Below are 22,878 nucleotides of genomic sequence, written 5' to 3'. Positions count from 1 at the left end.
TCCGCCGGCCTCAGGAGGCGGAGCGGCTGAGCGTCAGCGCGGCCTGCTCGCGGGTGGCGTAGCCGCATTCCTCGGCGAGGCGGGCGAAGTCGGCAGGGCCCCGCCGCCGCAGGCCGATCCGGCGCCGGAGGGTGCCCGCCCGGCGCGTCTCGATCTCCTCCGCCGGCGTGCGGCCGAGGAACGCGAAAGCCTGCGCGAGCATGCGGGGGCAGACGAGCAGCTCCCGGGCGAGCACCGCGGCGGAGAACGCCGGGTCGCGGTGGCGCGCCTCGATCACCGGGATCGCCTCCGCGTAGACCTGGTCGGCGCTCCGGGTCCGGACCCGCGGAGCGCTGTGCTCGACGATCCCCTCCAGCAGCAGTTCGCTCGCCCGCCTCACGCCGGCGGCCCCGAGCACGGCCGGATCGCCCTCGATCAGACTGTTGGCGAGGGCACGGGCAGGCGTCCAGACCGACTCGCGCACCGGCACGACCTCGTTGATCCGCTCGCGGACCCACCGGTGCTCGAGCACGGCGGCGTCGAAGCTCCAGGTGTACGAGAGGGTGGGCCGCCGGTAGTCGATGCGCACCGGGACCCTGGCGTCGAGGAGCAGGACGCTGTTCGGCGTCGCCTCGAGCACGCCCTCGTCGAGGACGACCTCGCCCCCGCCCTCGACGATCAGGGAGATGTGAACGCCCGCCGGCCTGTCCGCCCTGTCGACCGACGGCGAGGGGGCGACCCTGATCCCGTTCGGCCCCCACACCCGCGTCAGCGCGAGTCCCGGTCCATCCGCTGCGTCCATCCGCAGACCGGGAGCGCCGGTCCCGCGCTCGTACCAGGCGCGAGCGAACGCCTGCATCCGCTCCTCTGCGGCCCCCATCTCCCGCCTCCTCCGCGTCGAACGAACAGAATTCCTCATCTGTCGATCACCGCCGGACGTTCGCACGGATCTCCCAGGCCTCCGCGCCTCGCGCTCGGAATCCGGCCGCACGCCGTCGCCGGACCGGGAGGACGGCCACGGGGACCGCACGGTCAGCGGCGCTGGCAGAGCCGCCGCAGCGCGCGGTGAGCGCTCCCCACGGAGGCGAAGCCCGCCTCCTCGGCTGCGCGCGCGAAGTCGGCGGTCGCCAGGGACCGCCCGCCGATCAGGAGCAGGAGGGTCCCCGCCCGGCGCCGCTCGAGCTCGTCGTCCGCCGTGCGTCCGAGGAAGGAGAACGCGCGAGCCAGCGTCAGCTCCGACACCAGGAGCTCGCGGGCGAGCCGGGCGGCGGTGAAGGCGGGATCGCGGTGGCGCTCCTCGATCAGGGCCATGGCCTCCCCGTAGACGTCCTCGGCGCGGGGACGCCTGCGCGGTGCGGAGCCCTCGACCAGCTCCTTCAGGAAGGCCTCGCCCGCCCGGGCGACGGCGGGCTGCTCCGCCAGAGCGGGGTCGCCGTCGACGAGACCGTTCATCAGCGCCCGCGCCGGGGCCAGGAAGCAGCCGGCGACGGGCAGGACCTCGCCGAAGCGCTCCGTGATCCAGCGCTGCTCCAGCGCCCGCTCGCCGAGCACCCAGGCGTAGATCACGGTCGAGCGGGGGAAGCGCGCCCCGGTCCGCGGCTCCGCGTCGATGACCACCAGATCACCACTGCCGCACTCGAGCATCCGTCCGTCCTGTCGGATGCGTCCTCCGCCCTCGACGACCAGCAGCAGATGCGCGCCCGGCGGGCAGCGCGACTGCGGCTTCTGCTCGAGAACGCACCCACCGGGAATCCACAGTCTGGCGATCTCGAAGCCGAGCGAGCCCGTCGCCTCGACCCGCAGTCCAGAACGGGCCTCCACGCCGTTCCAGTGCTCGGCCATCCGCCGGTACATCTCGGCCGATCTCGACCTCATCGGGCGCCCCCTCCTCGCGGGCACGCTGACGCCTCACCACGGGAGTGATTCGCAGCCCGCGCGTGCTCCGTTTGTCACCGGACCGGTCACAGCGGACGGCGACGCTCCCGCTCACCGCGCCGGCGGCGCCCCGGCGGCAGCGTGCGACCGACGGGATCACCGGGTCAGGAGGGCGATCGCGACTCGGGACGGCGCCGGAGCCCACCACTCCCTCCTCACGGCGGCGCCACTTCCTCCTCACCTGCCCCCGAACGCTTGGGCCGACCGCCCGCCCGCGGGAAGACTCCCCAGCGGTACGGCGCCCGTCGTACCCGCCGAAGCGCCCGAGCGGACGACGACCGTCCTCCGAGCAGGCCGCCGGCGAGAAGACAGACCGAGGAGCTTCACTGTGACTTCAGACAACTCTCCCGCTGAGCAGGGTCCGCTGAGGCGACGCACCGTCGTCGCCGGCGCCACCTGGTCCCTGCCCGTGATCGCCGCAGCGACGGCCACCCCGGCCGCCGCCGCCTCTGCCACGCAGACCCTCGTGTTCAGCTCCATCCCGACCATGATCGCGTGCATGCCCAACACGGCGCCGATCACGCTGACCCTCACCGGCGGCAACGTCGCGAACGTCCCCGTGCGGGTGAACACCCCGCCCGGCTTCCGCTTCGGAGGGAGCGGGACCGACACCTTCGTGACCGACGCGAACGGAGTCGCCACCATCCCCGCCGGCAGCGTCATCGCCGGCCCCTCGACAGGCTCGGCCCTCGCCTTCGGCGGCTCGGCGAAGACGAACGCCCCGTTCCCGGTCCGCCAGACCGGCGACCTGCAGTACAGCACGGGCCTCGCCACTGTTCCCGAGAACTCCGGATTCATCCACACCTCCTCGCAGGGTGTGAACGGCAACGTCTCCGTCAAGGCGAACGGCGACATCTGGCAGTACCGGCGGTCGGACGGCTGGCAGAAGCTCGGCACGGGCGCCTCCACGGAGCCCAGCACGTCAGGGCTCACGCAGCAGCCGGACGGAACCTACAACGCGCACTGGATCAAGGACGGAGTCCTCCAGTACGGCAAGGCGCTCGCGACCGTTCCGAACAACTCCGGATTCGTCCGCACCTACGGTCAGGGCGCGGACGGGAACGTCTCCATCAAGTCGAACGGCGACGTCTGGCGGTACAACCGCCAGGCCGACGAGTGGACCCTTCTGGGCACCGGCGCCAGCACCGAGCCGAGCGCGGCCGGCATCTCCGCGAACCCGGCCGGGACCCTGAACGTCCACTGGATCAAGAACGGAGTCCTGCAGTACGGCACCGCAGCGGCCACCGTGCCGACCAACTCCGGATTCGTCCGCGTCTACGGCCTCGGCACCCGCGGCACGATCGCCGTGAAGTCGAACGGCGACATCTGGCGGTACACCCCGCAGGGCAACGTCTGGGACCTCGTCGGCACCGGAGCCAGCACCGAGCCGAGCGCCGCCGGACTGACCCAGCGGCCGGGCGGGACCTTCGAGATCCACTGGATCAAGGACGGGGTCCTGCAGTACGGCACCCGGCTCGCGACCGTTCCGGAGAACTCCGGGTTCGTCCGCACCTACGGTCAGGGAGCGGATGGGAACGTCTCCGTGAAGGCGAACGGCGACATCTGGTACTACAGCACGGCGCAGAACACGTGGACCAAGATCGGCTCCGGTGCCAGCACCGGCCCCGATGCGGCCGGGATCACCGCCCAGGGAGACGGCGCGCTGAACCCCCACTGGATCAAGGCGAGAACCGACTGCCGCTGATCCGCGCCCGGCGGCCCTCTCCGCCCGCGTCCTGCCGGACCGCGGGCGAGGAGGGCCGCCTCCGCCCTCCCGCCGAGGACGGGCGCCTCGTCCGAGGAGGAACGCGCCACCCCGTCTCGGCGCCCCTCCCCCGGCCTAACGTGGTCACCGCCCGCGCACCCCGTCCCCGCTGCGAAGGAGCCCGGTGACCGCTTCCGAGCAGCCGGCCGCCCCGCGCGGTCTCGTCGAGACGCTGCAGCTGAGCGGTCCCCGCGTGGAGGCGTGGCTGAGGAGCCTCGGCTGGGCGAGCGACGGAGCTCCGCCCCTGCACCTCGCCGGGGACGTGCTCGCCGTCGACGGCTTCCGGCTGAGCCGCCTCTGGCACACACCCGGCACGCTCCGGACCGACCCGCCCCTCCCGGCCCCCGACCGGGCCGAGGTCGACCTCATCGTCCCGGTCGCCGGCGAGATCGTCGTCGACGGCCCTCTCGAGGCCGCTCGTCTGCGGCCCGGCGGGCTCGCCCTCCTCCGACGCGACGACTCCGCTCGGTTCCGGGCGGAGGAGGACTCCGCCTGGCTGGCGCTGAGGACGTCCTGGGGCAGGCTCGGCCTCACGAGCGCACAGTCCGACGGGCCGTCCTGCACCCTGCTCGCCGCCGACAGCTACAGCGGCGCTTTCGTCTCCCTCGTCAACGCGACCCTCAACGCGGACCTCGCGGCGGGCGATCCCGGCTTCAGCGAGCTGCGCCGCGCGCTCGAGGCGACCGCGTCGGCCCTGATCAAGCAGAGCCTGCCGCCCGCCCGTCCGGAGGACGGACTCGAGGGCGTCCTCCTCCGCGCGATCGCCGTCATCGATGCGGAGGCGGGTGACGCGGACTTCACCGCCGGCGTTCTCGCGATGCGGCTCCGCGTCTCGCGGGCGACGCTGGACCGCGCCTTCCACCGCCGGGGCACGACCGTGGCCGCGACCCTCCGCGAGCGGCGCGTGCACCTCGCCGCGTCGCTGCTCGCCGCGAGCCCGTCGCTCTCGCCCTCGGCTCGCGCGGCCGTGGCCGAGCGGGCCGGCTTCCGGACGCTGAGGGCGATGGACCGCGCGCTGAGCCGTTCGCGCGACGTCGACCGCGGCTGATCCGACCGGACATCGGCGTACGCGTCGCTCCAGGATGCACCCGGGATTCGTCGAACCGGTTCGCCTCTCCTCTGGAGTGTCGGGAAATGATCCGGTTAGGCTCTTCACGTTGTCGTCAACATAGTGTTACCGTGAACATTGCCGCGTACGAAGCCGGCACACTCCCTCCCCTCAGCAATGGTGCCGACCCTGGAGCAAAGCGCGATGAAGCCTTTCCTGCGACCACTCGTCCTCGTGACGGCCGTGGCCCTCACCGTCCCCCTTCTGACGGCCCAGTCGGCGAGCGCAGCTCCCTCCGACAGCCTCGTCCTGCGCTACGCGCTCGACGAGACGAGCGGCACGACCGTCGCCGACAGCTCGGGCAAGGGCCGCACCGGCACGCTCGTCAACGGAGCCGCTCCTCGCGGAGCCGCGGGCGTCGCCCTCGACGGGACCGACGACTACGTCAAGCTGCCCGACGACCTGCTCGCGGGCCTGAACTCGATCACGGTCAGCACCGAGGTCCTGGTGAACGCGAACCAGGGCACGCCCTACTTCATCTGGGGCCTCGGCAACACGACGAACGGCGCCGGGAACGGCTACCTCTACACGACGGGCAACGGCTACAAGGCCTCGATCGCCACCGGCAACTGGACCACCGAGCAGACCGTCAACTCCAACGCGAACCTCGCGCGCAGCGTCTGGAAGACCCTCACCTACACGCTCGACGACGCGAGCGACACCGCACGCCTCTACCTCGACGGCACCCAGGTCGCGCAGCAGACAGGAGTGACCATCACTCCCGCCGCGATCGGCAACGGCACCACCACCGCGAACGCGATCGGCCGCTCCGTCTACACGGCGGACAAGACCCTCGCCGGCTCGGTCCGCGACTTCCGCGTCTACAGCACGGCGCTCAGCGCGGCCGACGTCGCGACCCTCCAGGCCCCGGACAGCACGCGCGTCTCCCGCGACTCCGCCGCCCTGGACCTCGGGAGCCTCTCCTCGGTCTCCGCGAACCTCACCCTCCCGACGACCGGCCCCAACGGCTCCGCCATCGCCTGGGCCTCGAGCAACTCCGCGGTCGTCTCGACCAGCGGAGTCGTCACGCCGCCCGCGACCGGGGTCGCCTCGGTCGAGCTGACCGCCACGACCACCCGCGGCTCGGCCACGGCCACCCGCACCTTCACCGCCACCGTGCCCGCCAAGGACGTGAACGCCGACGCCCAGAAGGCGCTGGACGCCCTCTCGATCGTCAACTCCGGCGACGTCCGCGGCAATGTGACGCTGCCCGCGAAGGCCGGCTCCTACGACGTCGCCTGGGCCTCCTCGAACTCGGCCGTGCTCAGCACGACCGGCGTCGTGAAGCGCCGGTCCGCCGCCACGCCCGTCACACTCACCGCGACGATCGCCGGCACGACCGCGACCCGGCAGCTGCCCGTCACGGTGACCGCGGCTCCCGCGGACCTCGACACCGAGTACGACGCGGGCTACCTCTGGACCCACTTCGCCTCGACCGACTACGAGAAGATCTACTTCGGCTCCAGCACCGACGGCCTGCACTGGTCGAAGCTCAACAACGACAAGGCCGTGCTCGCCAACCTCGGCGGCACCCTCGGCGTCCGCGATCCGCACCTCGTGCGCTCCCCCACCGGCGACGAGTACTGGATCATCGGCACCGACCTGCACGCCGAGGGCACCGCTCCCGGCGGCACCTGGGACCAGACCAACGCGAGCAAGAACCTCGTCGTCTGGCGCTCGACGGACCTCGTGAACTGGAGCGATCAGAGCATCGTCTTCGCCGGCTTCCCCGACGCGGGCAACGTCTGGGCTCCTGAGGCGATCTGGGACGACGCGACCGGCCAGTACTACGTCTACTGGGCCGCCCGCGACAAGACGCTGACCGGCGGGGCCTCCGCCCAGCGCGTCTACGTCTCGACCACGCGCGACTTCGTCGGCTTCTCCACCCCGAAGGTCTGGCTGGACGAGAACCCCGCCGCCGGCGGCGGGAGCCGCGGCAGCATCATCGACACGACCATCGCGAAGGAGGGGGACACGTACTACCGCTTCTCCACCGCCGACTGGCGCACGGTCGTCGACAAGGCCCCGAGTCTCGCCGGCCCCTGGACCCGCGTGATCGGCTTCGGCGAGGAGAAGTCCCGCGGCCTCTCCGACCACCTCGAGGGCCTCACCGTCTACCAGCTGCCCGACGGCCGCTGGGTCGTCATGGGCGACTCGTTCGGCTACTCCGCCTACGTCACCGACACCCTCGCGGACATGCGGTTCACGGCGCTTCCTGTCGGCACCACCGGCGCGAACACGTACTCGTTCTCGAAGCCCTTCCGCCACGGCTCGGTGCTCCGCCTCTCGAGCGCTGAGGAGGCGCGCCTGACGGCCGCCTACGGCACCAGCAGCACCGGCCCCGCCGCGAAGCCGGTCAACGCGGCCGGCGAGATCCTCCGCTACACCTTCGACGGCGGCTCGGGCACCACGGTGCGCGACAGCTCGGGCAACAACCAGAACGGCACGCTGCCCTCGGGTGGCACCTGGAAGGACGGCGCCCTGCAGCTCGACGGCACCGACGACTACGTCAAGCTGCCGAACGACCTGCTCGCCGGAGTGACGGACCTCACCATCCAGTCCGACGTCTGGATCGACCCCGCGCAGGGCGGCGCCTACTTCCTCTACGGCCTGGGCAACACCACGAACGGCGCCGGCGACGGCTACCTCTTCACCTCGGGCAACAACTACCGCACCAGCATCGCGACCGGGAACTACACCACCGAGCAGACCGTCGCCGGCGGCTCGGCCCTCCCCCGCGGCACCTGGGCGCACCTGACGTACACGCTCTCCGGCACCACCGGCACGATCTACCTCGACGGAGTGAAGGTCGCCAGCGGCACCGTCACGACCGACCCGAAGGACATCGGCGGCGGCTCCACCTCGGCGAACTACATCGGGCGCTCGAACTACGACGCCGACAACCGCTTCCGCGGCCAGATCCGCGAGTTCTCGGTCTACAACCGGGCCCTCAGCGCCTCCGAGGTGCTCGCCGCCTCCGGCAACACGTCGGCCCTGGTCGACCTGTCGCTCAGCGGCGACGTCCTGAAGACGGCCCCGATCGTCGACTCGGCGAGCAGGACGGTCACCTTCCCGGTGAAGCCGGGGACCGACCTGACGAAGCTCACCCCGACCTTCTCCACCGCGGCCGGCGTCACGGCGAGCCCCGCCTCCGGCACCGTCCGCGACCTCTCCACCCCGCAGACGGTCGTGCTCACGCCCGCCGCCGGCGGCACCGCGACCACCTGGACCCTGAAGGCCGTCGTCATGAAGTCCCCGGTCCTCGCAGGCCTGAACGCCGACCCGAACATCGCGGTCTTCGGCGACACCTACTACCTGTACGCGACCTCGGACGGCTTCGCCGGCTGGGGCGGCAAGACCTTCTACGCCTGGTCCTCGAAGAACCTCATCGACTGGACCCGCTCGGAGCAGCCCTTCCTGACGCTCGACGGCGCGAACGGCAACGTGCCGTGGGCGACCGGCAACGCCTGGGCGCCGACGATCATCGAGAAGAACGGGAAGTACTACTTCTACTTCTCCGGCGAGAACTCCTCGCTGAACCGCAAGACGATCGGAGTCGCCGTCTCGGACAGCCCGATGGGCCCGTTCACGGCGCAGCCGACCGCGATGATCACCAACGGCGAGTCCGTGCGGTCCGGCCAGGCGATCGACCCCGCCGCGTTCACCGACCCGAAGACCGGCAAGAGCTACCTCTTCTGGGGCAACGGCGACCCGCTCTACGGGGAGCTGTCCGACGACATGCTCTCGATCAAGACCGGCACGATCAAGAAGATCAGCGGTCTGACCGACTTCCGCGAGGGTGCGTTCCTGAACTACCGCGACGGTCTGTACCACCTCACCTACTCGATCGACGACACCGGCTCGGAGAACTACAAGGTCGGCTACGCCACCTCGACGAGCGTCGACGGACCGTGGACCTACCGCGGCGTGGTCCTCGAGAAGGACACCTCGCAGGGCATCCTCGCCACGGGCCACAACTCGATCGTCAACGTGCCCGGCACGGACGACTGGTACATCGCCTACCACCGCTTCGCCATCCCCGGCGGAGACGGCCAGCACCGCGAGACGACGATCGACCGGGTGACCTTCGACAAGACGACCGGGCTCATGCAGAAGGTCGTCCCGACCCTCACCAGCGTCGCCGCGCAGACGATCGTCGACACCGCGCCGCTCGCAGCCTCGATCACGGGGAAGGCGACGGTGGGCAGCACGCTGACCGCCTCCGCCTCCTCCCCGTGGACGGCGACCGGCTTCCAGTGGAAGCGCGGTGGGACCGCGATCAGCGGGGCGACGGCGTCGAGCTACACGCTCACCGCCGCCGACCGCGGAGCGACGATCTCGGTGGCCGTGACCGCCGCGAAGCCGCAGTGGACGCCGGCGACGGCCTCCGCCTCCGTCGGTCCCGTGACCGACTCGGCACCCGCGATCGCCGTGACCACGACCTCCACGACGCGCTGCGCCGCCGGGAAGATCGTCGTCACCGCGACCGCCACGAACCCGAACGCCTTCGCCGCGAAGATCGTGATCGGCACGACGTGGGGCTCCAAGAGCTTCGCCGACGTCGCTCCCGGCGCCACCGTCTCGGCCGCCTTCACCACCCGGGCGACGAGCGTGACCGACGGATCCGCGACCGCCACGGCGACCGCGTTCATCAGCGGGAAGCCGGCCACGGCCTCCGCGACCGCCCCCTACTCCGCGGCCAGCTGCAGCTGATCCGCGGGCACGACCCACACCCATTGAGATCGAGCCGGCGACGACGCCGGCCGGAGAACGGAGAACACCCGACATGAACACCCGATCCCTTCTGATCCGCGGAGCCGCTGGACTGGCCGGAGGCGTCCTCCTGCTCGGAGTCGCCGGAACGGCGTTCGCCGCCGAGGTCAACTACGGCAACGACGACGTCGACATCAACGTCGAGATCGCCGACCTCCCCGGGACCGGCGCCCTCTCGATGACCGTCGCCGCGGACTCGACGACGCTGACCGAGACCGGCTCGGACAACGTCCGCCGCCAGTTCACCGGCACCCTGCCCACCGTCACGGTCACCGACACCCGTGACGCCGCGGACGTCTCCCCCGACTCCGCGTGGTACGTCATCGGCACGGCGAGCGACTTCACGTCGGCCGACGGCTCGACCATCGGCGCCGAGAACCTCGGCTGGACCCCGGACCTGGTCGACGGTGGAGACCTCGGCGAGGTCGCCGCGGGCGATGAGGTCGGCACCGCCATCGACGGCGGCGCCAACGGCGTCGGCCTGAAGGGCAAGGAGCTGCTCGCGATCGTCGCCAGCAACTCCCAGCAGGTCAACCCCGAGGGCTCCTGGAGCGCCGACGCCGACCTCTTCCTCCGCACCCCCGTGAACGTGGACGCCGGCGCGTACTCGTCCACCATCACCCTGTCGCTCTTCGAGTGACCCGTCGCGGCCGGGGGACGCACTCCCTCGGCCGCGATCCCACCACGGCCGACGCGGCCGGGCCCGCCCGCCCGGCCGCGTCGTGCTTCCCCCGTGCGACCATGAGGTTCTGATGACTGCTCCGCGCCGCTCCGCCGCTCCCCGCCGCCCGCTCCTCCCCGCGCTGCTCGCGCTGATCGTCGCCCTCCTCGGCGCGGGGGTCGCTCCGGCGGCCGTCGCGGCCGACGGAGCGATCACCTGGGCGGTCAGCCCCTCCACCGACGGCGTCCCCGACAAGCGCGCGTGGGTCGAGCTCGAGCTCGCCCCCGGCGCGAGCGCCTCGGACGAGGCGGTCGTGCGGAACCTCAGCGACCAGCCCGTGACCTTCAGCATCACCAGCGCCGACGGCTACTTCACCGACACCGGCCGCTTCAACATGCTCAACTCGGACCAGGAGTCGGTCGACGCCGGGCTGTGGATCTCCGCCCCCGAGACCGTGACCGTCGATCCGGGCAGCAGCGGCGTGGTGCCGTTCACCGTGACGGTCCCCGACAACGCCACCCCCGGCGACCACGCCGCCGGCATCGCCGCCTCCGTGCTCTCGCAGGGCACCGAGGCGGGAGGCGCGAACGTCGGAGTGGAGAGCCGCATCGGCTTCCGCGTGATGACCCGCGTGACCGGCGAGGTGACCCCCTCCTTCTCCGTCGAGGACCTGGCCAGCGACTACCGCCTCTCCTGGAACCCGTTCCAGCCCGGCTCCCTCTCGCTCGTCGCCGACGTGGTGAACACTGGCAACGTGCGCCTGCTGCTCGACGGCACGGCGAGCGCCCAGGGCGCCACCGCCCCCGTCGTCGCGGCCGACGCGCCCCAGCAGGAGCTGCTGCCCGGCGACCGGCGCAGCGTCTCGGTGCAGCTCGACGGCATCTGGCCCCTCTTCGGGGTCGGCGCCGACCTGACCATCGCACCGACCGTCGCCGCCGCCGATCAGGAGCCGGTCGCCACCGCTCCCGTGACGAAGTCGATCACGGTCGCCGCCGTGCCGGTCCCGCAGCTGCTCGTGATCCTCGGGGTCGGCCTCATCCTCGCGGCGCTGCTCGCCGGGCGCTCGCGCTCGCGCCGCCGCATCGCCGCCCTGGTGCAGCAGGCCAAGGAGGAGGGCCTGCGCGAGGGCGCGCGCGTCTCCTCCTGAGCACCCCCTCCGCACGCTCCCTCCCCCCTCCCTGCCGCCGAGGGGCTTCGGGCCGTCGAGGGGACCCGCTACACCGGGTTCCCCCGACGGTCCAGGGTTCGCTCACCGCGCGGCCATGCGTCAGAGTGAGCGGATGACCACCACCTCCCTGGAGGCGCCGACTCGGCGTCTCGGCCTCATCGCGCTCATCGCGACCCTCGGCGGCCTCCTCTTCGGCTACGACACCGGCGTCATCAACGGCGCCCTCGAGCCGATGTCGGCCGAGCTGGGCCTCACCGCGCTGACCGAGGGGGTCGTCACCAGCTCGCTCCTCTTCGCCGCCGCGATCGGCGCGATCTCGGGCGGACGCCTCGCCGACGCCCTCGGGAGGCGGACCACGATCCGCCTCCTCGCCGTGCTCTTCCTCGTCGGCGCCCTGGTCTGCGTGGTGGCGCCGGGCTTCGGCGTGATGGTCCTCGGGCGGGCGGTCCTCGGACTGGCCGTCGGCGGCGCCTCGGTGGTCGTGCCGATCTACCTCTCCGAGATCTCCCCCTCCGAGATCCGCGGCTCGCTCGCCGGCCGCAACGAGCTGATGATCGTGATCGGCCAGCTCGCCGCCTTCGTGGCCAACGCCGTCATCGGCACCGTCTGGGGCGAGCTGCCCGGCGTCTGGCGGATCATGCTCGCCGTCGCCGCGCTCCCCGCCGCCGCGCTCCTGCTCGGCATGACCCGGGTCCCGGAGTCGCCGCGCTGGCTGATCGCGCACGGCCGCCGCGACGAGGCGCTCGACGTGCTCACGACCATCCGGACGCCCGACCGGGCCCATGCGGAGGCGGAGACCATCGCCCGCTCGATCGGCGCGAAGGACGGCCCGAGGATCCCCCTGCTGCAGGCGCTGCGCGAGCGCTGGGCGGTGCGCATCCTGCTGGTCGGCATCGGGATCGGAGTCGCCCAGCAGCTCACCGGCATCAACTCGATCATGTACTACGGCCAGTCGGTGCTGAAGGAGGCGGGCTTCGACCACGACGGCGCGCTCGTCGCCAACATCGCACCCGGGGCGATCGCCGTGATCGGCGGCCTGATCGGGCTGCGGCTCATGCAGACGATGAACCGCCGCACGACCCTCCTGCTCGGCTACTCCCTGACCACCGCGATGCACTTCCTGATCGGCATCGCCTCCGTCGCGCTCCCCGTGGGGAACCCGGCGCGGCCGTACGTGATCCTGGTGCTGGTCGTCGCGTTCGTGGGGAGCATGCAGACGTTCCTCAACATCGTCACCTGGGTGATGCTGTCCGAGATCTTCCCGCTGCGGATCCGCGGCGTCGGCGTCGGCATCGCGATCTTCTGCCACTGGATCACGAACGCGGTGCTCGGCCTGTTCTTCCCCACCCTCGTCTCCGGCGTCGGCATCACCGGAACGTTCTTCCTGTTCGGCGCCGTCGGCCTGCTCGCGCTCGTCTTCATCTGGAAGCGCGTGCCCGAGACCCGCGGCCGCGCCCTCGAGGAGGTCGAGGCGGGCGTCGTCTCCGGCGAGCTCCTGCGCCGCTGACGCCCGCCCTCGGGATCCGCCTACTGGTAGGTGACGAGGTCGGGGAGGGGGCGCACCTCGGCCATGGTCTCGGCGGGGGTGAGCATGGGCGCGTCCTCGTCGTAGAAGTTCTTCCAGCCCCAGCCGATGCCCTCGGGGGCGCCCTCGTGCAGCGCGTCCCAGGTCGCCTGCTTGTCGGGCTGCGAGCCCTGGCCATCGACGTGGATGAGGAACTCCAGCTCGGGCCGGTCGCGGCGGATGCTGTCGCGGTCCTGCAGCATCGACAGCCGGAACTGGTGCAGCACGAACATCTTCGGCGGCAGCCCCTCGCTCTGCACCAGGTCGGCCAGCCACTCCGACACGCTGTCGACCTCGGCGGCCGAGACGCGCCCGATCTGCTGCAGCGGCTTCTGGCCGGGCAGCAGGCGCCACTCCGGGTCGAGCGCGAGGCCGACGTTGGGCAGCGACAGGAGGTCCGCGTACTGCTTCGCCTGGGTGAGGAAGTCGGTCAGCCCCGACTGCAGGTCGAGCACCACGTACATCCCCGCCGCCTGCGCCGCGTCGATGTAGGGGCGGATGTCGGCGGCGTCGAGCTCGTTGGAGTAGTCGCCGTCCTTGCCGGGGTCGCCCGCCGCGACCGTGGTGATGATCTCGAGGCTCGGCACGATCTTCTTGTCGGTGAGCGCCCGGTACGGCTCGGCCACCGCCTCCGCCCGCGCGATCGTGGGCTCGAGGCCCTGCTCCCCCAGCACGCCGAGGACGGGAGCGCCCGGAGTGCCGTAGATCGCGACGAAGAGGTGCCCGCCGAACATCCGCTGGCCGCCGCCCGGCAGCTGCCAGCCGCTCGCGGCCGCGCGCACGGCCCACTCGGGCTCGGGCTGGGCGGCGAGCACGGGGCCGAGCAGCAGCGTGCAGGAGGCGTCGGCCTGGGCGATCGCGGTCACGGCTCCGCCCGAGGCGAGCAGGTCGTCGCCGTCGACCACGGTGACGGGCACGCCGGCCGCGCGGGCGGTCGCCAGTGCGGCGACGTCGGCGTCCTGCGCGCGGGCGAGAGCGTGCAGGCCGGTCAGGGCGTCGGCCCGGGCCGGGAGAGCGCCGAAGGGAGCGTCGGAGGCGGTGGACGGCGCCGCGGCGGCGAGGTCGGCGAGCGCCAGGTCGGTCACGGTCAGGCCGGACGCGGTGCTGAGGGCGGCCGCGTCGGAGGCGGAGGCGACGACGTCGACGCCCTCGGGCGCGGTGACGTCGCCGATCGCGAGCACGCGGGTCACGCCGAGGCGGGCGAACTCGGCGGCGAGGGCGTCGGAGGTCGGAGCGGTGGAGGACGGTGTGGCGGACGGGGTGGCGGATCCGGTCGCGGAGTCGGACGGGCCCCCCGGATCGGACGGCGTCTCGGAAGCCGTGGATCCCGCGGCCGCGGCGTCCGCGGTCGGGGCGGCCGTCGCTCCGGATCCCGCCGAGCCGACCAGCAGCGGCACGCCCCAGGCGATGCTCACCTGGGCGGCGCGCAGGCGGGACTCGGCGACGTCCTCGACCAGGACGACCAGCGGAGCCGCGGCGAACAGGGCCGCGCTCGCGGCGAGCGCGTCCGGGGCGAGCGCCACCGGCCCGCTCGGAGCCGCGGTGCGGGTGCGGGGCGCCTCCTGCTGAGCGTCGTCCGGAGCGGAGGAGTCGGGCGTGCAGGCGCTGAGCAGCGGGAGCACCGCGAGACCGCCGATCACGACGCTGCGGCGCGAGAGCCCGGAGCGGGAGGGGACGGAACGGGGTGTCGAGGGCATGGCAGGCCTCTCCTCTCGGAGCCCGATCGGGGCTCTCTGGTGCGTGGCTGGTCCTCTCGACTATCGCAGGCCCGGCGGCGGCGAGCGCCGAGGGAGCCGTCCCGGGCGCGCCTCCGACGCCGTCCGGACATGCAGAAGGGGAGCGGCGCCGCAGCTCCGCTCCCCTCCGAGTGGCTGGATCAGACCGTGCGGGGGGCCTTCGCGAGGTTGGCCTCGAGCTCCTCGCGGTTCTGCCGCACCACGTAGGCGGGGCGGTCGCGCTCGACGCGCCACGACTCGCTCAGCGGCGTGATCGCGACGGTGTCGAAGCCGATCCGGTCGTAGAGGTCGGTCACGAAGTGGATCGCCTCGGGGTAGTCGCTCGACGTCGCGAGGGCACGGCGGTCGGGCGTGCCGACCGGGGTGCCGTCGGTGGTGATGTCGGCGGCCATGATGTGGTTGAACGCCTTGACGACCTTCGACTCCGGGAGGTGCTGCTGGAGCATCTCGCTGGTCGTGGTCTCGCCCTTGTCGAGCGCCTCGATGCGGCCGTCGCGCTCGAAGTAGTAGTTGTTCGTGTCGAGGACGATCTTGCCGGCGAGCGGGGCGACCGGCACCTCCTCGAGGTTCTTCAGCGGCACCGTCACCACGGCGATCTCGGCGGCCTCGGCCGCCTCCTGTGCCGTGGCGGCGCGGGCCTTCGGGCCGAGCTCCGCGATGAGGTCGGCGAGGGTCTCGGGGCCGCGCGAGTTCGCGATGACCACCTCGTCCCCGAGGGCGATGACCGCCCGTGCGACCTGGCTGCCGATGTTGCCTGCTCCGATGATTCCGTACGTCGTCATGCTGAGGAGAACGCGGAGGGTGCCCAGGCATTCCGCTCTGCGGCGTTCTCCCACGCCGCACCCAGGTGGGCCCGTGCCTCCAGTAGCCTCGGTCCTCGGGCGCCGCTGCCCGAGAAGGAGTCCGTGATGCCGCAGTACGACCTCCCGCTCGACCTCCTCGAGCAGTACGCCCCCGAGATCGCCGAGCCCGCCGGGTTCGCCGAGTTCTGGCGCGACACGATCGCCGAGGCGAGGGCCGTCGCGACCGAGCCGCGCCTCGAGCGGGTCGACGCCGGCTTCGGACTGCTCGACACCTTCGACGTCACCTACTCCGGCTTCGGCGGCCACCCGATCCGCGCGTGGCTGATCCTCCCCCGCGGCGTCGAGGGCCCCCTCCCCGGGCTCGTGACCTTCATCGGCTACGGAGGCGGCCGCGGGCAGCTCGCGGAGTGGACCGCGATGTCGGCCGCCGGCTACGCGCACCTGGTCATGGACACCCGCGGCCAGGGGTCCGGGCACCGCTCCGGAGCGACGCCCGACCCGGTGGGCAGCGGGCCGCACGTCTCCGGCTTCATGACGCAGGGCATCGAGTCGCCCGCGGAGCACTTCTACCGCCGCGTCTTCACCGACGCCGTCCGAGCGCTCGACGTGCTGCGCGCGCACCCCGCGGTCGACGCCTCCCGCGTGGCCGTCTCGGGCGGCAGCCAGGGAGGCGGGATCGCCCTGGCCGTCACGGGGATCCTGGGCCTGCTCGGCGAGTCGGAGTCGGCGCGCGCGGCGATCGTCGACGTGCCGTTCCTCTCCCACATCCCGCACGCCGTGCGGCTGGTCGACACGATGCCGTACGGCGAGATCGTGCAGTACCTGCACACCCACCGCGGCGCCGAGGCGCGCGTGTTCGACACTCTCTCGTACTTCGACGGCACCTCCTTCGCCCCCTACGCGCAGTCCCCCGCGCTGTTCTCGGTGGCGCTCCGCGACGACATCTGCCCGCCGTCCACCGTCTACGCCTCCTACAACCGCTACGCCGGACCCCGCGAGATCCGGGTCTACCCCTTCAACGGCCACGAGGGCGGCGAGGCGTTCCAGATCGGCGAGCACGTGCGCTTCCTGGGGCGCGAGCTGGCGTAGGAGGAGGAGCCGCCCGGTCGGCGGACGGGGGCGGTGCGCCCCGGCGCATCACCCGTTCCGACTCTCGATCATCGCGCTGCCGATGCGGTCCTCGAGGTCGGCCAGCTCGTCGAGGACGTCGCCGACCACCCAGACCCGCCGGGCGCCTCGACGGGCGTCGCATTGTGACGCCGTGCGTCGCGCTCGGTACCCGTTCGCTGCTCTTCTGGGCACTATCGACTCCATGACCCGCCAGATCCGCTTCAACGCCTTCGACATGAACTGCGTCGCCCATCAGTCCTCGGGCATGTGGCGCCACCCCCAGGACCAGTCCTGGCGCTACAAGGACCTCTCGTACTGGACCGACCTGGCGAAGCTGCTCGAGCGCGGCACGTTCGACGGCATCTTCATCGCCGACGTGCTCGGCACCTACGACGTCTACGGCGGCTCGAACGAGGCGGCGATCCGCCACGGCGCGCAGGTCCCCGTCAACGACCCGATCCTCCTCGTCTCGGCGATGGCCGCCGCGACCGAGCACCTCGGCTTCGGCATCACCGCGGGCACCGCCTACGAGCACCCGTACCCGTTCGCGCGGCGCATGTCGACGCTCGACCACCTGACGAAAGGCCGCGTGGGCTGGAACGTTGTCACCGGCTACCTCCCCAGCGCCGCCCGCAACATGGGCCACGAAGACCAGCTCGAGCACGACGACCGCTACGACGTCGCCGACGAGTACCTCGAGGTGCTCTACAAGCTGTGGGAGGGGTCGTGGGAGGACGACGCGGTCGTCCGCGACCGCGAGTCGGGCGTCTTCACCGACCCGGCGAAGGTGCACGAGATCGGGCACCGCGGCAAGAACTTCACCGTCCCCGGCATCCACCTCTCGGAGCCGTCGGTGCAGCGGACCCCCGTCATCTACCAGGCGGGAGCGTCACCGCGCGGCATCCGCTTCGCGGCGGGCAACGCGGAGGCGATCTTCGTCGCGTCCTCGACGAAGGCCGGCCTAAAGGCGACCGTCTCGCGCATCCGCGACGCCCTCGAGGCGGCCGGCCGCGACCGCTACTCCGCGAAGATCTACACGCTGCTGACGATCATCACCGCCGAGACCAGCGAGGCCGCGCACGAGAAGCACCGCGACTACCTCTCCTACGGGAGCGAGGAGGGGGCGCTGGTCTTCATGTCGGGCTGGATGGGCATCGACCTGTCGCAGTACGACCTCGACGAGCCGATCGGCAACGTGAAGAGCAACGCGATCCAGTCGGCCGTCGCCAACTTCCAGGAGGCGAACGAGGACGGCTCGGAGTGGAAGGTCCGCGACATCGCCAAGCTCAGCGTTATCGGCGGGCTCGGCCCGTTCGTCGTCGGCTCGCCCGCGGAGGTCGCCGACCACCTCCAGGAGTGGGTCGAGGAGACCGACGTGGACGGGTTCAACCTCGCCTACGCGATCACGCCCGGCACCTTCGAGGACGTGGTGGAGTTCATCGTGCCGGAGCTGCGCCGCCGCGGTGCGTACCCGGAGGAGTACGTCGAGGGGAGCCTCCGCCAGAAGCTGCACGGCCGCGGCGACCGGCTGCCGGAGGAGCACCTCGGCGCCGGCTTCCGCTACGCGCCGGCGGCGGTCTGACGACAGGGGGCGCCGGGCGGCCGGCGGGGGCGGGGGTCTCGATACGCCGCTCCGCGGCCGCGCCGGACGCACGAGCACCCCGCCGCGATGCGCGACGGGGTGCTCGTGACGTGCGAAGGGGCTCAGCCCTCGAAGGTGGCGTCGAGCGTGATGTCGACTCCGGTGAGCGCCTTGCTGACGGGACAGGTCTCCTTGGCCTCGTCGGCGGCCTTGAGGAAGGCGGCCTCGTCGATGCCGGAGACCTCGCCGCTCACGACGAGCTTGATGCCGGTGAGCTTGAATCCGCCGGCCGAGTCCGGGCCGAGCGAGACGTCGGCGCGGACGTCGAGCGCCTCGACGGTGCCGCCGGCCTGGCCGAGGACGGCCGAGAACTGCATCGCGTAGCAGGCGGAGTGGGCGGCCGCGAGGAGCTCCTCGGGGCTGGTCGAGCCGTTGGCGTCGTCGGCGGCGCGCTTGGGGAACGAGACGTCGTAGGTGCCGATCTTCGAGCTCGAGAGCTCGACCTGGCCCTCGCCGGTCTCGAGCGAGCCGTTCCAGGCGGTGCGTGCGGTACGAGTGGGCATGAGTCCTCCTTGGGGGGGCGGGGAGAACCGTAGAACGATCGTTCTCCCCTGATGCGCCGAGCCTAGGTGGAACGCGCGGCGTCCTGCAACCACCGGCCTCGGACCCTCGGCGAGATGCCAGTCCGGTGCGCCTCCGTCGGCGTGTCGCGTACGGGAGCGGCTCTCGCGGAGGAGAGGACGGGGGCCTCGGTTCAGTGCACGAGCTTCAGGCCGACGACGCAGCCGACGATCCCGAGGACCAGCAGCGTGCGCACGAGCGAGAAGCCCTCGCCGCCGAAGAACATGCCGTAGAGCACGGTCAGCGAAGCGCCGATCCCGACCCAGACCGCGTACGCGGTGCCGGTGGGCAGCTCGCGCATCGCGTAGGCGAGGCCGGCCATGCTCGCGACGACGCCGACGCCGAAGACGACCGACGGGCCGAGCCGGGTGAACCCCTCCGACTTGCCGAGGGCGGTGGCCCACACGGCCTCGAGGACACCGGAGAGGATGAGGACGATCCAGGACATGACAGCTCCTACGAGTCAGTCTTGTCGCGTTCCGGGTACTGCTCCCTCGTCCGGTCGCCGTCATCGGCTCCGGACAGTCTGCCCGCGCGCGCTGGGCAGGCCCTGAGCAGCGCGCGGCGGGAGCGGAGCCGCCGCGACCGCGACTCCGCCCGCCGCCGTCAGCGCGGCTGAGCCGGGTTCGTCGGCACTCCGTGCGAGGGCGGGTTGATCGGCGGACCGGACGTCGCCGGAGAGACCGGCGATCCGGACGACGAGCGGAACACCTCGGGCAGCGACTCCGGCGCGCTGCCTGCCGGCTCCGCTCCCCCGCGCAGCTGCTCGAGGCGCGAGTGCAGGATCGTCGTCACCGGCAGTCGGTGCCCGTGCGCCTCCTCGTAGGCGAGCAGCGCGCCGAGGCCGGCCTCGTCGAGCGGGCGGATGCGCTCCGCGAGCGTGGCGAGCGGGATGTCGTTCCAGTCGGGGAGCGGCAGCTCCTCACGGGAGGGTGTGTCGGTCATTCGTGTTCCTTCCGTTCCCTCCATCCCACGCCTCGGACGGCCGTCCGCCCAGGGGCTTGACCGGTCGCGGGGCGAGCGCGGCGGTCGGGAGGGACGGTCCGGCGGAGCGGCGGCCCCGCCGGGACCGTCAGCGGATCAGGCGGTGCGACGGGACGAGCGGCGGGTCGCCAGGTGCACGAGGACTCCGACCACGAGGAGGATCCCGGCGTAGAGCCAGACGATCGGGTCCTGCTGGCTGAGGAGCAGCACGCACGAGGCGATGCCGAGCACGGGGATCGCCGTCCACACACGGAAGTGGTCGTGCTCGACCTTGTCGCGCCGCAGCACGAGCACCGAGACGTTCGTGCTGATGAACACCAGCAGGAGGAGCAGCACCACGGTCTCGGCGAGGGTCGCCAGATCGCCGACCAGGGTCAGGAGGCATGCCGCCAGCGTGGTCACCGCGATGGCCACCCACGGCGTGCGGCGCTTCGGCAGCACCCGGCCGAGCACGTCCGGGAGGAGGCCGTCCTTCGCCATGCCGTAGGTGACGCGGCTCGCCATGATCATGGTCAGCAGCGCTCCGTTGGCGACCGCGACGAGCGCGATCAGGCTGAACAGCCACGCCGGCACCCCGGCTCCGCTCGCCGTCACGACGTCGAGCAGCGGGGCGGAGGATCCGGACAGCTCGTCGGCGGGCAGCGCGATCGAGCTCGCGAGGCCGACCAGGACGTACACCGCACCGGCCGTCAGCAGCGAGCCGAACAGCGCGCGCGGGTAGACGCGGCTGGGGTCGCGGATCTCCTCGGCGATGTTGGCCGAGGTCTCGAAGCCGACGAAGGAGTAGTACGCGATGATCGCCGCGCCGAGCACCGCCAGCGCCGGCGCCTGCTCGGAGCTGAGCTCGACCGTGCGGGCGAGGTCGCCGCCTCCGCCCGCCACCAGCAGCGCGACGCATCCGATCACGATCAGCAGGCCGCCGACCTCGATCACGGTCATCACCGTGTTGCTGAGCAGCGACTCCGCGACGCCCCGCGCGTTGAGGCACGCGACGAGGATCAGGAAGACGATGGCCGTCGGCACGGTCGGCACGTCGAGGAAGGTGCCGAGGTAGTCGCCGGCGAACGCGAGCGACAGACCGGCCGCGCTGGTCACTCCGGCCGCGAGCATGGCGAAGCCGACCAGGAACGAGACGATCGGGCGCTGGAACGCCCGCTGCGCGAACACCGCCGCGCCTCCCGCCTTCGGGTACTTGGTCACCAGCTCGGCATAGGAGCCGGCGGTCAGCAGCGCGAGGCCGAGCGCGAGCAGGAGTGGCATCCAGACGGCGCCGCCGACCTCCGCCGAGAGCGTGCCCATGAGGGCGTAGATGCCCGCGCCGAGGACGTCGCCGAGGATGAAGAAGTAGAGCAGCGGGCCGGTGATGCGGCGGCGCAGGGAGGTGCCGCCGGCCTCTCCGGTCGCGGGGGCGTCGCTCGTGGTGGCCATGTCGTCCTCTCGTCGCGCGCTCGGGAGCGAGCACGACGGGCCACGCTAGGGAGGAGGGGGCCGGGAGGTCGAGAAGGTTGACCGGGCGGGGTCGGGGGCGCTACACGCGCGGGACGGGGCGTCTGCGGAGCGGGCGCCTGCGGGCCGGGCGCGTCCCCCGGCCGGGCACCGCATGCCGCGCCCCGCGCCGGCCGTCAGCCGAGGACGACGTGCTCCCCGCCGCGCTGCTCGGCGATCTCCTCGCCGACCTCCTCCGCCTCCTGGCGCGACTCGTGGTGGCTCAGCGGGACCTGGGCGTGGGCGATGCGGTTGTGCCAGCCCTGCTCGTCGGAGTAGGTCTCGATGGGGAGGACGGTCGTGGTGCTCATGGTGCTCCTTCGTGGTGGTCCCTCCATGGCACCTCGCGCCCCCCGCCGCTCGGGAGAGGGTTGACGCGAGCCCGTGTCTCGAGCAGGACCAAGGCGTCTCGGCGGTCCAGCAGCGAGCGGCGGCGGCGCGGCGGGTCAGGGCGAGACCATGCCGCCGTTCACGTTGAGGGTCTCGCCGGCGACGAAGCTCGACTCGGCGGACGCGAGGAACACGTAGGCCGGGGCCTGCTCGGCGGGCTGCGCGGCACGGCCCATCGGCGACTCGCTGGAGCCGAAGTCGGGCAGGCTCTCGGGGTCGACGCCGCCGCTCACCTGCAGGGCGGTCCACGTCGGGCCGGGCGCCACGACGTTCACGCGGATGCCCTTCGCGGCGAGCTGCTGCGCCAGGCCCTTCGAGAGGTTGTTGATCGCGCCCTTCGTCATCGCGTAGTCGAGGCGGTCGGGGGCGGGCTTGTGCGCCTCCGCCGACGCCGTGTTGATGATGGTGGCGCCCGCGGGCAGGTGCGGGAGTGCCGCGCGGATGATCCGGAACGGAGCGAAGACGTTGACCGCGAAGGTCGCCTCGAACTGCTCGTCGGTGATGTCGAGCAGGTCCTCCTTCCAGATCTGCTTGCCGGCCACGTTGACCACCGCGTCGAGCCCGCCGAGGCCCTCGACCGCCTCCGCCACGAGCCGCGTGCAGTACTCGGCACTCGTGAGATCGCCGGGGATCGGCACGGCGGTGCGCCCCTCCGCGCGGATCAGCCCGATCACGTGCTGCGCGTCCTCCTCCTCGCTCGGGAGGTAGGCGAGGGCGACGTCGGCCCCCTCGCGGGCGAAGGCGATGGCCACGGCGGCGCCGATCCCGGAGTCGGCTCCCGTGATGAGCGCGCGGCGGCCCGCGAGCCTGCCGGTGCCGCGGTAGCTCTCCTCGCCGAGGTCGGGCACCGGGGTCATCCGCGACTGCAGCCCGGGCTCGGGCTGCTGCTGGACCGGCGGAGTCACGTCCGGGTACTGGGTGGCGGGGTTCGTGAACGTGTACTGGTCGGGCATGGCTCCTCCGTCCGCGGCACCCGGATCGGGCCGCTCCCCTCCATCCCAGGCGAGCCGCGCCTCCGGGGCCACCCCGTGCACGGGCGGGCGGCGCTGTGGTAGCCGGCGCCGCGCCTGCTCGGAGGACCGGCACGGCGGCCCGGACGTGCCGGTGCCCCCCTCCGCGGCTGAACACCGGACGACAGTGGGCCCACCGCGCGCCGAGGCCGCGCGGTGGGCCCACTGTCGTCCGGTGTTCAGCCGCGGAGGGGGGCACCGGCA

19 protein-coding genes and 1 riboswitch are annotated in these 22,878 nt (G+C 72.4%); of the genes, 8 read left to right on the top strand and 11 right to left on the bottom strand.

The window, feature by feature from the left end; translation table 11 throughout:
* Nucleotides 1-10 precede the first annotated feature (10 nt).
* Both C5C37_RS14150 and C5C37_RS14145 read right to left on the bottom strand, forming a co-directional pair.
* Nucleotides 11-859 (bottom strand): hypothetical protein, encoded by an 849-nt coding sequence (locus C5C37_RS14150; RefSeq protein ID WP_104339133.1) that lies wholly within the window; start codon nucleotides 857-859, stop codon nucleotides 11-13.
* Nucleotides 860-1,011: 152 nt separating this feature from the next.
* Nucleotides 1,012-1,854: a hypothetical protein gene (locus tag C5C37_RS14145; protein ID WP_104247804.1), complete on the bottom strand. Its 843-nt coding sequence runs from the start codon at nucleotides 1,852-1,854 to the stop codon at nucleotides 1,012-1,014.
* 388 nt (nucleotides 1,855-2,242) lie between these two features.
* Here C5C37_RS14145 and C5C37_RS14140 point away from each other — a divergent pair, with 388 nt between their 5' ends.
* From C5C37_RS14140 to C5C37_RS14115, 6 genes are all read left to right on the top strand, one after another.
* Nucleotides 2,243-3,619, top strand: coding sequence for a hypothetical protein (locus tag C5C37_RS14140; protein ID WP_104339132.1), 1,377 nt, complete (start codon nucleotides 2,243-2,245; stop codon nucleotides 3,617-3,619).
* 184 nt (nucleotides 3,620-3,803) lie between these two features.
* The gene (locus tag C5C37_RS14135) at nucleotides 3,804-4,727 is read left to right on the top strand and encodes a helix-turn-helix domain-containing protein (RefSeq protein WP_104222387.1); all 924 of its coding nucleotides are present in this window, start codon (nucleotides 3,804-3,806) and stop codon (nucleotides 4,725-4,727) included.
* A 204-nt stretch (nucleotides 4,728-4,931) separates the two neighbouring features.
* Nucleotides 4,932-9,500, top strand: coding sequence for a family 43 glycosylhydrolase (locus C5C37_RS14130; RefSeq protein ID WP_181127428.1), 4,569 nt, complete (start codon nucleotides 4,932-4,934; stop codon nucleotides 9,498-9,500).
* Nucleotides 9,501-9,573: 73 nt separating this feature from the next.
* Entirely contained in the window at nucleotides 9,574-10,200 is a 627-nt protein-coding gene (locus C5C37_RS14125; RefSeq protein WP_104227017.1) for a hypothetical protein, read from the top strand.
* 112 nt (nucleotides 10,201-10,312) lie between these two features.
* Nucleotides 10,313-11,368, top strand: a complete 1,056-nt coding sequence (locus tag C5C37_RS14120) for a WxL protein peptidoglycan domain-containing protein (protein ID WP_104273667.1) — start codon at nucleotides 10,313-10,315, stop codon at nucleotides 11,366-11,368.
* Nucleotides 11,369-11,501: 133 nt separating this feature from the next.
* Nucleotides 11,502-12,896 (top strand): sugar porter family MFS transporter, encoded by a 1,395-nt coding sequence (locus C5C37_RS14115; protein WP_258060020.1) that lies wholly within the window; start codon nucleotides 11,502-11,504, stop codon nucleotides 12,894-12,896.
* A gap of 20 nt (nucleotides 12,897-12,916) precedes the next feature.
* On the opposite strand, the gene C5C37_RS14110 is transcribed toward C5C37_RS14115, so the two are convergent.
* Both C5C37_RS14110 and C5C37_RS14105 read right to left on the bottom strand, forming a co-directional pair.
* Nucleotides 12,917-14,650, bottom strand: coding sequence for a hypothetical protein (locus C5C37_RS14110; protein ID WP_104339131.1), 1,734 nt, complete (start codon nucleotides 14,648-14,650; stop codon nucleotides 12,917-12,919).
* Nucleotides 14,651-14,829: 179 nt separating this feature from the next.
* Nucleotides 14,830-15,471: an NADPH-dependent F420 reductase gene (locus C5C37_RS14105; RefSeq protein WP_104222381.1), complete on the bottom strand. Its 642-nt coding sequence runs from the start codon at nucleotides 15,469-15,471 to the stop codon at nucleotides 14,830-14,832.
* A 126-nt stretch (nucleotides 15,472-15,597) separates the two neighbouring features.
* Here C5C37_RS14105 and C5C37_RS14100 point away from each other — a divergent pair, with 126 nt between their 5' ends.
* Nucleotides 15,598-16,581 carry an acetylxylan esterase gene (locus C5C37_RS14100; RefSeq protein ID WP_104222380.1) on the top strand — a complete coding sequence of 328 codons (984 nt, stop codon included), beginning with the start codon at nucleotides 15,598-15,600 and terminating at the stop codon, nucleotides 16,579-16,581.
* Between the two features lie 48 nt (nucleotides 16,582-16,629).
* Here C5C37_RS14100 and C5C37_RS17620 read toward each other — a convergent pair whose 3' ends face one another.
* The gene (locus C5C37_RS17620) at nucleotides 16,630-16,794 is read right to left on the bottom strand and encodes a hypothetical protein (protein ID WP_181127427.1); all 165 of its coding nucleotides are present in this window, start codon (nucleotides 16,792-16,794) and stop codon (nucleotides 16,630-16,632) included.
* 10 nt (nucleotides 16,795-16,804) lie between these two features.
* Here C5C37_RS17620 and C5C37_RS14095 point away from each other — a divergent pair, with 10 nt between their 5' ends.
* The gene (locus C5C37_RS14095) at nucleotides 16,805-18,184 is read left to right on the top strand and encodes an LLM class flavin-dependent oxidoreductase (RefSeq protein ID WP_104247810.1); all 1,380 of its coding nucleotides are present in this window, start codon (nucleotides 16,805-16,807) and stop codon (nucleotides 18,182-18,184) included.
* A gap of 122 nt (nucleotides 18,185-18,306) precedes the next feature.
* Here the strand turns inward: C5C37_RS14095 and C5C37_RS14090 are convergent, their stop codons facing one another.
* From C5C37_RS14090 to C5C37_RS14065, 6 genes are all read right to left on the bottom strand, one after another.
* Nucleotides 18,307-18,747 carry an OsmC family peroxiredoxin gene (locus tag C5C37_RS14090; protein WP_104247811.1) on the bottom strand — a complete coding sequence of 147 codons (441 nt, stop codon included), beginning with the start codon at nucleotides 18,745-18,747 and terminating at the stop codon, nucleotides 18,307-18,309.
* A gap of 191 nt (nucleotides 18,748-18,938) precedes the next feature.
* The gene (locus C5C37_RS14085) at nucleotides 18,939-19,253 is read right to left on the bottom strand and encodes a multidrug efflux SMR transporter (RefSeq protein ID WP_104222377.1); all 315 of its coding nucleotides are present in this window, start codon (nucleotides 19,251-19,253) and stop codon (nucleotides 18,939-18,941) included.
* Between the two features lie 9 nt (nucleotides 19,254-19,262).
* Nucleotides 19,263-19,326, bottom strand: a riboswitch (guanidine-III (ykkC-III) riboswitch).
* Between the two features lie 85 nt (nucleotides 19,327-19,411).
* Nucleotides 19,412-19,750 (bottom strand): hypothetical protein, encoded by a 339-nt coding sequence (locus C5C37_RS14080; RefSeq protein ID WP_104339130.1) that lies wholly within the window; start codon nucleotides 19,748-19,750, stop codon nucleotides 19,412-19,414.
* A 135-nt stretch (nucleotides 19,751-19,885) separates the two neighbouring features.
* Nucleotides 19,886-21,217 carry an APC family permease gene (locus C5C37_RS14075; protein WP_104339129.1) on the bottom strand — a complete coding sequence of 444 codons (1,332 nt, stop codon included), beginning with the start codon at nucleotides 21,215-21,217 and terminating at the stop codon, nucleotides 19,886-19,888.
* A 194-nt stretch (nucleotides 21,218-21,411) separates the two neighbouring features.
* Nucleotides 21,412-21,585 carry a DUF2188 domain-containing protein gene (locus C5C37_RS14070; RefSeq protein WP_181065496.1) on the bottom strand — a complete coding sequence of 58 codons (174 nt, stop codon included), beginning with the start codon at nucleotides 21,583-21,585 and terminating at the stop codon, nucleotides 21,412-21,414.
* Nucleotides 21,586-21,720: 135 nt separating this feature from the next.
* Nucleotides 21,721-22,617, bottom strand: coding sequence for an SDR family oxidoreductase (locus tag C5C37_RS14065; protein WP_104227027.1), 897 nt, complete (start codon nucleotides 22,615-22,617; stop codon nucleotides 21,721-21,723).
* Between the last annotated feature and the right edge of the window lie 261 nt (nucleotides 22,618-22,878).

The organism is Rathayibacter sp. AY1F9, from assembly GCF_002932155.1.
Classification (GTDB): Bacteria; Actinomycetota; Actinomycetes; order Actinomycetales; family Microbacteriaceae; genus Rathayibacter.
Note: the sequence above shows the minus strand (reverse complement) of the source record. Positions and strands in the feature narration are given on the sequence as shown.